Origin of the sequence: Streptomyces longisporoflavus, from assembly GCF_014649775.1 — a bacterium.
Classification (GTDB): domain Bacteria; phylum Actinomycetota; class Actinomycetes; order Streptomycetales; family Streptomycetaceae; genus Streptomyces; species Streptomyces longisporoflavus.
Map to the genome: position 1 here is coordinate 1 of NZ_BMTR01000073.1, position 8,661 is coordinate 8,661.

14 protein-coding genes are annotated in these 8,661 nt (G+C 69.0%); 11 read left to right on the forward strand and 3 right to left on the reverse strand.

The window, feature by feature from the left end; translation table 11 throughout:
* Nucleotides 1-27: 27 nt before the first annotated feature.
* From IE226_RS44735 to IE226_RS43035, 3 genes are read right to left on the reverse strand one after another with little or no spacing between them, the layout of a single operon-like run.
* Nucleotides 28-408 carry a hypothetical protein gene (locus IE226_RS44735; protein ID WP_229871969.1) on the reverse strand — a complete coding sequence of 127 codons (381 nt, stop codon included), beginning with the start codon at nt 406-408 and terminating at the stop codon, nt 28-30.
* On the reverse strand, nt 405-836 hold the full coding sequence (locus IE226_RS43030; protein WP_190086990.1) for an ATP-binding protein: 432 nt from the start codon (nt 834-836) through the stop codon (nt 405-407). The genes IE226_RS44735 and IE226_RS43030 overlap by 4 nt, the downstream gene beginning before the upstream one ends.
* A gap of 46 nt (nt 837-882) precedes the next feature.
* Nucleotides 883-1,290 (reverse strand): NUDIX hydrolase, encoded by a 408-nt coding sequence (locus tag IE226_RS43035; RefSeq protein WP_190086991.1) that lies wholly within the window; start codon nt 1,288-1,290, stop codon nt 883-885.
* A gap of 107 nt (nt 1,291-1,397) precedes the next feature.
* On the opposite strand from IE226_RS43035, the gene IE226_RS43040 reads away from it, so the two are divergent.
* The 11 genes from IE226_RS43040 to IE226_RS43090 all read left to right on the forward strand — a co-directional run bounded on the left by IE226_RS43040 (nt 1,398) and on the right by IE226_RS43090 (nt 8,564).
* A complete protein-coding gene (locus IE226_RS43040; RefSeq protein ID WP_190086992.1) occupies nt 1,398-2,183 on the forward strand; it encodes a GntR family transcriptional regulator in 786 nt (261 codons plus the stop codon).
* Between the two features lie 165 nt (nt 2,184-2,348).
* Nucleotides 2,349-2,705, forward strand: coding sequence for an SCO3933 family regulatory protein (locus IE226_RS43045; RefSeq protein WP_190086993.1), 357 nt, complete (start codon nt 2,349-2,351; stop codon nt 2,703-2,705).
* Nucleotides 2,705-4,081: an FtsK/SpoIIIE domain-containing protein gene (locus tag IE226_RS43050; RefSeq protein WP_190086994.1), complete on the forward strand. Its 1,377-nt coding sequence runs from the start codon at nt 2,705-2,707 to the stop codon at nt 4,079-4,081. Before IE226_RS43045 ends, IE226_RS43050 begins: the two co-directional genes overlap by 1 nt.
* 85 nt (nt 4,082-4,166) lie before the next feature.
* On the forward strand, nt 4,167-4,826 hold the full coding sequence (locus IE226_RS43055) for a DUF2637 domain-containing protein (RefSeq protein WP_190086995.1): 660 nt from the start codon (nt 4,167-4,169) through the stop codon (nt 4,824-4,826).
* A 16-nt stretch (nt 4,827-4,842) separates the two neighbouring features.
* Entirely contained in the window at nt 4,843-5,028 is a 186-nt protein-coding gene (locus tag IE226_RS43060) for a hypothetical protein (RefSeq protein WP_190086996.1), read from the forward strand.
* Nucleotides 5,029-5,031: 3 nt separating this feature from the next.
* Nucleotides 5,032-5,223, forward strand: coding sequence for a mobile element transfer protein (locus tag IE226_RS43065; protein WP_190086997.1), 192 nt, complete (start codon nt 5,032-5,034; stop codon nt 5,221-5,223).
* Between the two features lie 14 nt (nt 5,224-5,237).
* Nucleotides 5,238-5,432, forward strand: coding sequence for a hypothetical protein (locus IE226_RS43070; protein WP_190086998.1), 195 nt, complete (start codon nt 5,238-5,240; stop codon nt 5,430-5,432).
* A gap of 25 nt (nt 5,433-5,457) precedes the next feature.
* Entirely contained in the window at nt 5,458-5,706 is a 249-nt protein-coding gene (locus tag IE226_RS43075; protein ID WP_190087002.1) for a SpdD protein, read from the forward strand.
* Between the two features lie 179 nt (nt 5,707-5,885).
* Entirely contained in the window at nt 5,886-7,184 is a 1,299-nt protein-coding gene (locus IE226_RS43080; RefSeq protein WP_190086999.1) for a replication initiator, read from the forward strand.
* Entirely contained in the window at nt 7,177-7,389 is a 213-nt protein-coding gene (locus IE226_RS43085) for an excisionase family DNA-binding protein (protein WP_190087000.1), read from the forward strand. Before IE226_RS43080 ends, IE226_RS43085 begins: the two co-directional genes overlap by 8 nt.
* Nucleotides 7,389-8,564, forward strand: a complete 1,176-nt coding sequence (locus IE226_RS43090; protein ID WP_190087001.1) for a tyrosine-type recombinase/integrase — start codon at nt 7,389-7,391, stop codon at nt 8,562-8,564. Before IE226_RS43085 ends, IE226_RS43090 begins: the two co-directional genes overlap by 1 nt.
* Nucleotides 8,565-8,661: the final 97 nt, after the last annotated feature.

An 8,661-nucleotide genomic window follows, 5' to 3' on the forward strand; every position in this document is an offset into this window, starting at 1 on the left:
CCTTGAACCAGTAGAGAAAGTTGTAACTCAGTCCGTCTGCTGGGGCTTGAAGTCGTGGGCGCATGCTGGGATTTCCGCCGCCTGGCGATGGGCGAGAGGCAGGAAAACAACCGGTCGTATCGTCCAGGTGATTCGGGTGTCGGCATGCGTCACAGAGACCGTGCACGGCGCCATGGCCAGGAGCGCTCTGCGGGTTTGGGTCCGTCCCGCGTACAGCCATCCCCAGGCTTCGTCTGAAGCCTCGGCGTCGAGTGCCGGTGAGATGGTGCGGAGTGCGATCGCTACCCACCTATCGGCCTGCGGTGCCGAGTAGGCGTCGAACGATGCTCGTAGCTGCGGCCCGCCCTGATGGCCCGTGGTGGTCTCCGTCCAGCACTCGCACCAGTAGCCGCGTCGAGGCCCTCTCATCCGCACGGTTGGACTCCTCGGCCGGCATTGGTGAAGAGCTCCGCGGTGACCGTGTGGCCCTTGTCGCTGTCGTGGACGACGACCCGGTGTGCGATCGCGCTGACCATGCCCAGGCCCCGGCCGTGTTCCGCCTCCTCGCCCTGGTGCTCGACCTTCGGCGCGGTTCTCGTGCCCCCGTCGTCCGTCACCGATAGGGCGACCATCTGCGGTGATACCTCGACGGCCAGCGAGAAGCTGCCCGACCGGCGACCACTAGCCGTATGCAGGATCGCGTTCGCGCTCAGCTCGCTCACGATCAGTTCGGCGTCCTCTGCCAGCGGCGATCCCCGCAGGATGTCCCGCGTCCAGCGTCGGGCCCGGCTGACCTCTTCTGGGAAACCTGGGCAAGTGAGGCCCCAGACTCGGATAGTGCTCGTATACTCGTGCATACAAGTTCCTTCGTGCTGGTAGGCCGCCATGTGCAGCGGGTTCGAGCTAGACGAGTTTCACGCCGTCGTGGGCGCGGATCGCCGGTGGGGAAGCCGCGTCGAGTGCGTCCAGGACGCGGATCGCGTAAGCCTCGTCGGCGAGTTCTGTGACTTCATCGCGGGTGGCCCAGCGCAGAGCTCGGGTCTCGTCGCCGGTGGTGGGCGTGCCGTCGGCGGCCTCGCAGCGGAAGACCATGGAGACGATCAAGCCCGTCATGTTCTTGTAGATGCCGGTGAGGGTCGCAGGAAGTGCGATCTTGATGCCGGTTTCTTCGAGGACTTCGCGTTGCAGGGCCTCGGGGATGGTTTCCTCACGTTCGAGGACGCCGCCCGGGGGCTCCCAGTGGCCGTTGTCGCGGCGCTTGATCAGAAGGGCTCGGTCCTGGTCGTCAACGATGACTCCGGCAACGCTCACGGAGTGCGGACGGTCAGTGCTCAAGGTCCTCGGCCCTCTCGGATGGCTAGGCTCTCCACCGTAGCAACAACACTCGCCCACTCGTCTAGATACCTAAAGGAGTACACGTGACGTCACTCCCGAGCCTGCTCGGCGATATCGACCCCACGAGCGATCGTGCGGTCTTCCTGCAGATCGCCGACCATCTGCGCGAGGCCATCGACCGTGGGCGATTCAAGGAGGGTGAAAAGCTGCCCTCCGAAGCCGAACTCGTCGAGCATTACGGCGTCTCCCGGATGACCGTTCGCAACTCCTTCTCGGTTCTCACGGGTGAGGGCCTCGCCCATGCCGAGCATGGGAAAGGCGTTTTCGTACGACCACGGCCGCCCGTCCGGCGTCTGGCCTCCGACCGCTTCGCCCGGCGCCACCGTGAGCAAGGCAAGTCCGCCTTCATCGTCGAGGCTGACGCTGCGGGCAGTCACCCCCAGGTCGACAGCCTGGAGGTCAAGGAGGAGAAGGCCACACAGGACATCTCCGCCCGCCTCGGCTCCGTACGGCGTGTGCTCGCTCGTCGGCGCCGGTACCTGCTCGACGGCCGGCCGGTCGAGTTCGCCACCTCATACCTCCCACTCGACATCGCGCGCGGTACGCAGATCGCCGAGCCCAATCCCGGCCCCGGCGGTATCTACGCCCGTCTCGAAGAGCTGGGGCATCACCTCGACCACTTCGAGGAGGAGATCCGGGCCCGGATGCCCGCGCCGTCAGAGGTGCGGACGCTCCGGCTCGCCTCCGGCGTGCCCGTGATCCACCTGATCCGCACTGCGTATGACACCGAAGGGCGGGCCGTGGAGGTCTGCGACACCGTCATGGCGGCGGATGCCTACGTCCTGTCGTACCAGCTCCCGGCCACGTGAGGGCCTGACAGCCGTGGCGCGCGGGGGTCCGCTTCCCGAACTCGTACACTCCAACAGGCATACTCGTATAGACGAGTGGGCAAGTTGTGTGGCAACGTGGTCGTCGTTCCCGGAGATCGGGTTCGAAGGCTGCATGTTGTATAGACGAGTAGATGGGAAAGAAACTTGCGAACCATCCGTGTGGAGACCTCCGCCGCCACGATCCTGCTGACTGAAGCGCCCGAGCCCAAGGTCCGCGACCGGCAGACGGGCGAGATCGCCAAGGACGTCAACAGCGGCGAAGCCCTGATGACGATCGGCGTTGTCTACATCGAGGAGGGGGAGTCGTCCCTGATCAAGGTGACCATCCCGGAGAGCGGAGTGTCTGACGGGCTGGTGCTCGGTGCGCCGGTCTCGCTCCCCGGTCTTGTGGCCCGGCCGTGGGAGAGCGTGTTCAACGGCCAGCAGCGGCACGGCATCGCCTACCGCTGCGCCGCCGTCACTCCGGCCGCCTTCCCGGCCGCCATGGAGGCCTCGGCCTGATGACCGACCTGACGACGCTTCTGGAGGTGGGTGGTCCTGTCGCCGCACTCGGCGGCGGGGCTGCCTACACCCGGGCCAAGCACCCAGGGGCTTACTGGTCTGCGGTCGGGCTGCCGATGTCCACGGCTCGCCTGCTCAGCTCGTACGGCTCGGTCATGGAGGCCTGCGGCCTGACCGTGGCCCCGTCCCGACTGCGGGTCTTGGCGGTCAAGGCCACCACCCGTGGGGAGGTCCGACCCGTACCGCCTCGTCGCGGGGTCATCCGCCCGACCACGACCGGGTTACGGCTCCGCCTGCGGCTCGCACCGGGCCAGGAACCCGCCGACGTGGCCGCCTCGGCCGAACGCCTGCGGCACGCCTGGGGAGTCCACGCCGTCTACGTCACCACGGTCAAGCCCGGCGTGGTCGACCTGCGACTCGTCGGCTACGACGTACTGCGCAAGGTCCGCATGCCGCGCAAAGCGGTGGGCGGGTCCCTGCAAGTACCCGTAGCGCTGCGGGAAGACGCGACGCCCTTCGTGCGTGACTACCGCGTCGTGCCGCACGGGCTCACCCTCGGCGCCACCCTGTCGGGCAAGTCCATGTATCAGCGGCATCTCGTTGCCGGACTCGCACGGCAGTCCGTCGCCCTGGTCGGCATCGACTGCAAGCGCGGTGTGGAGCTGGCGCCCTTCGCCCCGCGGCTCTCGGCGCTGGCCACCGACCCCGAGCAGGCCGCCGAGTTGCTGCCCGTGCTCATCAAGGAGATGGAGGACCGGTACGACCTGATCAAGGCACGCCAGAGGATCGCACCCGGCACGCCGGACGAGGAGATCACCTCCGACATCTGGGGGCTCCCCGAGCAGGAACGACCCGTTCCAGTGGTGCTGTTCGTCGACGAGGTGGCGGAACTGTTCCTCGTCGCCACGAAGAAGGAGGAAGAGCGGCGGGACGAGATGGTCACCCAGCTCATCCGGCTTGCTCAACTCGGCCGCGCGGCCGGTATCTACCTGGAGGTGTGCGGGCAGCGATTCGGCGCCGAGCTCGGCAAGGGCGCCACGATGCTCCGAGCCCAGTTGACCGGCCGCGTCTGCCACCGCGTGAACGACGAAGGCTCCGCGAAAATGGCGCTCGGCGACATCGCCCCCGAAGCGGTCGCCGCCGCCTGTGCCATCCCTGCGGAACGGCCCGGTCTCGCCGTCGCCGGTGATACCTCCGGCGGCTGGTCCCGTATCCGTACCCCGTATCTCTCCCTGGCCGACGCTGCCGAGACCTGCCGCGCCTCGGCCGACATGGTCCCCGACTTGCCCGCGCTGAAGCCCTTCCGGCCCGCCGTGCCCGTGCAGCCAGTCGAGTCCTCGGCCTCGGTGGTGCAGCCGCGACCGGTCACCGGCTGAGCCGCACTTCCCCACCTCGGTCGGCGTGACCGTCTCGCGCCACGTCCCTACCCCTGCCATGCCTGAATCCGGAAGGAGCCGCAGCATGCGCGCCCAACTGGCCCGTATCGACGCGGTACTCGTCCAGGCCGTCATCGCCGCCGCCCTGTCCTTCGCCCACCTGCACGACGTCGCCTCGGCGGCCGGACAGGACGGGTGGAAGGCGTGGGCCTACCCGATCTCGGTCGACCTGCTACTCGTCGCCGCCTGGCGTCGACTGCGGACCGGTGAGGCCAAAGCCGCGGGCTGGTGCTGGTTCGTCATCGCGCTCGCGGCCTCCCTCGGCGCGAACGTGGCCACCGCCGGTCTGCTCGACATGGACCATGTGCCGGCCTGGCTCCGCATCCTCGTCGCGGGCTGGCCTGCGGTCGCCTTCCTCGGCGGAACGCTCCTCGCTCACTCGGCGCCGACCCGGCAAGACGTCACCGAGGAGGGCGCCCGAGAGCCCGAGCGCGTCGACGACCAGGAGGACGCGCCCGATCCCGTACCCGTGCCGGAGCTCCCGCCGCCACCGGCCGCCGACCCGGCGCCCACCTCGGCCCCTCCAACCCCCGTATCCGTTCCGGCCGCCTTGGTCGAGCACGCCCGCAAGGTCGCCGCTGAGCACCACACGCGTACGGGGACGGCCATCGACACTCCGACGCTGCGCGCCCGGCTCGGCGTCCCCGCTCCGATGGCCGAGGCCATCTCGGCGCAACTCACCTGACAAGGAGGCTCTACCGATGCCGCACTCCGACTGCACCACGGCCGCTGACTACCTCGACGCCGCCCACGAAATGGCCGACACCGGCCGCCCGACTCTCGCCCGGCTGCTCGCTGAGGAAGCCGCTGACCGCACCGCCGACCCTGACCAGGCCGCCCGTATCTTGCGCGCCTTCTCCGGTTCCAGCCTCCGACGGGAGGGCTGACGCATGGCTCCTCAGAACCGTTTCCGCAACGTGATCCGCGTAGGTCCCGTCCAGGTCGGCACGTCGTACGACGGCCGTGGCCGCGAGAAGCACACCGCCGCCTGCACGGCCCCGCGTTGCGGCTTCTCCGCCGACTACGACAGCCGCGCTGCCGCCGAGCTGGCCGCCCGTACCCACCGCTGCCCCGTCCGCTGAAAGGACCCGCCTCCGTGACCGTCAGCCTGCCGCTCGTGCTCGTCCTCGGCCTCATCGCCTGGGGAGCGATCAAGTTCCTCGGTGTCCGCACGTGGATCGTCGTGGTGATCGCACTGTTCGGCTTTCTTCTCTCGCACACCTTCATGGCCCCGGCCATCGAATCCGGTACGCGCTCCGGTGTGGGCGTCGTAAACGGCTCACATGACTAGACGAGTAGGCAAGGAGAGCTTCGCCGTGTTCCAGCCCAAGTACCCCGACAGCCCTACGCCGCCGCCCGCACACATCCACACCGTGGCGGCCCCAGCCGCACCCGTGCAGCGGTCGACGCCTCAGATATCCGTCACCTCCGGGGCGGTCGTGGCCGTCCTCGTCGGCGGCGTCGTGCTGACCGCGCTCCTGGCCGCCGTCGCCGTTACGGCCATCTCCGTCGCGGTGTGCGCCGTGGTCATTCGCTCGATGCTCCGCGACCAGCGGCGGCGCTAGCCCGCCAGCACTGACAGACCAGCACTGACAGACCCCCGGGGCGGCCCTGATACCGCCAAGCATCCGCCGCCCCGGGGGCCCTGCCCCTCCTAACCGAAGCCAGAAGGAGTACCGCCATCATCACCCGCGCCACCCCGCCCCCGCTGCGCGAACTCGGACAACTGGCCGCACGCGGCACCATGCCCGCGCTCCTGCGCCAACTCTCCGGACTCGGCGGCTGCACGCACCCGATCCGCCTCGACGGCCACCGCACCGAGCACGCCGTGAACACCCGGACCGGCGAGATCGGCAACGTCCTCCACCACCTCGGTTCCGCTGACCTTCCGGCCGGTCACCTTCTCGTCCGCTGCAACAACCGCCGTACGACCCGGTGCGCGGCCTGCGCGGAGGTCTACCGCCGCGACACCTTCCACCTGATCACCTCCGGCCTGCGCGGCGGCAAGGGCGTCCCCGAACAGGTCGCCGCCCACCCCCGCGTCTTCGCCACTTTCACCGCCCCTGGGTTCGGCCCGGTCCACAACCGCCCCAAAGGCCGGGCCCGAACGGTCCGCCCCTGCCGCTGCGGCGTCGTCCACGACCAGGAGGACACCGCCCTCGGCACCCCGCTGAACCCCGACACCTACGACTACGAAGCGGCCGTGCTCTGGAACGCGCATGCCGGGGCACTCTGGCGGCGCTTCTCCACCTACGTCCGCCGGGAAGTCGCCAAGCGCGCCGGGCTCACGCAACGGATCTTGCCTGACTACGCGCGGGTGTCCTTCGCCAAGGTCGCCGAGTATCAGAAGCGCGGCGCGGTCCACTTCCACGCGGTCATCCGCATCGACGGCCCGGACGGCGGCTACACCCCGCCGCCCGCCTGGGCTACCGCCGAGCTGCTGACCGACGCCATCCGAGCCGCCGCCACCGCTGCCCGGGTAGACGGCCCGGTCATCGACGGACGCGCGCACGCCTTCGCCTTCGGCCGCCAACTCGACGTACGAACGATCCGCTCGGCCGACTTCGACGGTGACCAGGAGCTGACCGAACGAGCCGTCGCCGCGTACATCGCCAAGTACGCCACCAAGGGCGCGGAGACTGCCACCGGAGCTCTGGACCGTCCCCTCAAGTTCATCGCCGAACTCGCCCAGCTCGACATCAGCGACCACGCCCGCCGCATGATCCGCACCGCCTGGACCCTCGGCGCCCGCAAGGACCTGGCGGAACTCCGGCTCAGGGCCTGGGCCCACATGCTCGGCTTCCGCGGCCACTTCTCCACGAAGTCCCGCCGCTACTCGACCACTCTCGGCGCCCTCCGCACGGCCCGCGCCGAATGGCGTCGCATGCAAGCTGCCGCCGAAGACGACCAGACCGCCCAGGACGTAACCCTCGTCCTCGCCCACTGGGTCTACGCCGGAACCGGCCTCACCGACACCGAAGCCTGGCTCGCCGAAACGCTCGAACCCGCCCTTGGAACGGAAGGGGAACCCACCCGTGGCTGAGCGCCATCTCTCCGTTGATCAGGTCGCCGAGCTGCTCGGCACCACGTCCCGCTTCCCGCGTCGGCTCATCGAGGAGCGTCGCATCCGGTACGTGAAGGTCGGTCGCCACGTGCGCATCCCGGAGAGCGCGGTCGAGGAGTTCATCACCTCGCACACAGTGCAGCCGATCAGGCGGCCCCGCGCTCGCTACGGGAGGGCTGCTTGATGGCGAACACCAGGGGGAGGCGCCGTCGCTTCGGCGCTATCAGGCGGCTGCCGTCAGGTCGGTATCAGGCGCGGTACCCGGGGCCGGACGGCGTGATGCGCCCAGCTCCCTTCACCTTCGAGACGACAGCGGACGCCGACGACTGGCTCGCCGAGAAACAGACGGAGATCCGCCGAGGGGAGTGGAGAGACCCGGACGCGGGGGCCGTGGGCTTTCGCGCCTACGCGGACAAGTGGGTGGAGGAACGGGAGCTCGCGCCGCTCACAGAAGATCTCTATCGGTATCTCCTGGACAAGCACCTCACCGCCTTCGCTGATCTCGACCTGGACGAGATCACCGCGCCGCGCGTCCGCGAATGGCGGGCCGAACGGCTGCGGAGCACGGGTGCGAAGACGATGACCGCCAAGGCGTACCGACTCCTCAAGGCCGTCATGGAGACGGCGGTGGATGACGAGCTGGTCACCCGGAACCCCTGCCGCATCAAGGGCGCCGGTAAGGAGAAGGCCGCTGAGCGACGCATTGCCACCGTGGGACAGGTGGACGCGCTCGCCGAAGCGATGGGTATGCGGTGGCGGCTCATGGTCTATCTCGGTGCGTACGGTCCGCTGCGGCCGGAAGAGCTGGCCGGCCTCCGTCGCAAGGACATCGACCTCGACACCCTGCGGGTCCGTGTGCGTGCCGCAGAGCCGGAGCGCATGAACGGGCGGCGCGTCCAAGGCGAGACCAAGTCCGAGGCCGGTACGCGGACCGTGGTTCTGCCCGCGTTCCTCCATCGCGAGCTGCGCTGGCATCTGGAGTCGTACGTCGAGCCGAGTCCTGACGCCCTGATCTTTGTCGGCGAGCGGGGAGCTCCCTTCCGGCGCAGCACTTTCGGGCGGAAGTGGCGCAAGGCCCGGCAGCACGTCGACGGTCTGCCGGAGGGGTTCCGGTTCTACGACCTTCGTCACACCGGACATACGCTGTCGACCCGTTCGGGTGCCACGCTCAAAGACACGATGGTCCGCGCTGGGCAGTCGTCGGAGAAGGCCGCGTTGATCTATCAGCACTCCGACGACGACCGACAGCAGGAAGTCGCCGCCGGGCTGGACGCGACCGTGCGCCGGGCCCGAGGAGCAGCCTCGGCCGACCAGCCGCGCGAGGACCCTTCTGGCACGGATCTGGCACGCGGCGAGTGATCAGCGGACACAGCAAAAGGCCCAGGTCGCTGACCTGGGCCTCAAGTGTGGAGCGGGTGACGAGAATCGAACTCGCACTCTCAGCTTGGGAAGCTGA

What these genes read in the sequence shown, in the direction of transcription:
- IE226_RS43065 (WP_190086997.1), top strand. Translation starts at nt 5,032, where the DNA reads ATGGCTCCTCAGAACCGTTTCCGCAACGTGATCCGCGTAGGTCCCGTC.
- IE226_RS43030 (WP_190086990.1), bottom strand. Translation starts at nt 836, where the DNA reads ATGCACGAGTATACGAGCACTATCCGAGTCTGGGGCCTCACTTGCCCA.
- IE226_RS43050 (WP_190086994.1), top strand. Translation starts at nt 2,705, where the DNA reads ATGACCGACCTGACGACGCTTCTGGAGGTGGGTGGTCCTGTCGCCGCA.
- IE226_RS43055 (WP_190086995.1), top strand. Translation starts at nt 4,167, where the DNA reads ATGCGCGCCCAACTGGCCCGTATCGACGCGGTACTCGTCCAGGCCGTC.
- IE226_RS43080 (WP_190086999.1), top strand. Translation starts at nt 5,886, where the DNA reads ATGCCCGCGCTCCTGCGCCAACTCTCCGGACTCGGCGGCTGCACGCAC.
- IE226_RS43090 (WP_190087001.1), top strand. Translation starts at nt 7,389, where the DNA reads ATGGCGAACACCAGGGGGAGGCGCCGTCGCTTCGGCGCTATCAGGCGG.
- IE226_RS44735 (WP_229871969.1), bottom strand. Translation starts at nt 408, where the DNA reads ATGAGAGGGCCTCGACGCGGCTACTGGTGCGAGTGCTGGACGGAGACC.
- IE226_RS43060 (WP_190086996.1), top strand. Translation starts at nt 4,843, where the DNA reads ATGCCGCACTCCGACTGCACCACGGCCGCTGACTACCTCGACGCCGCC.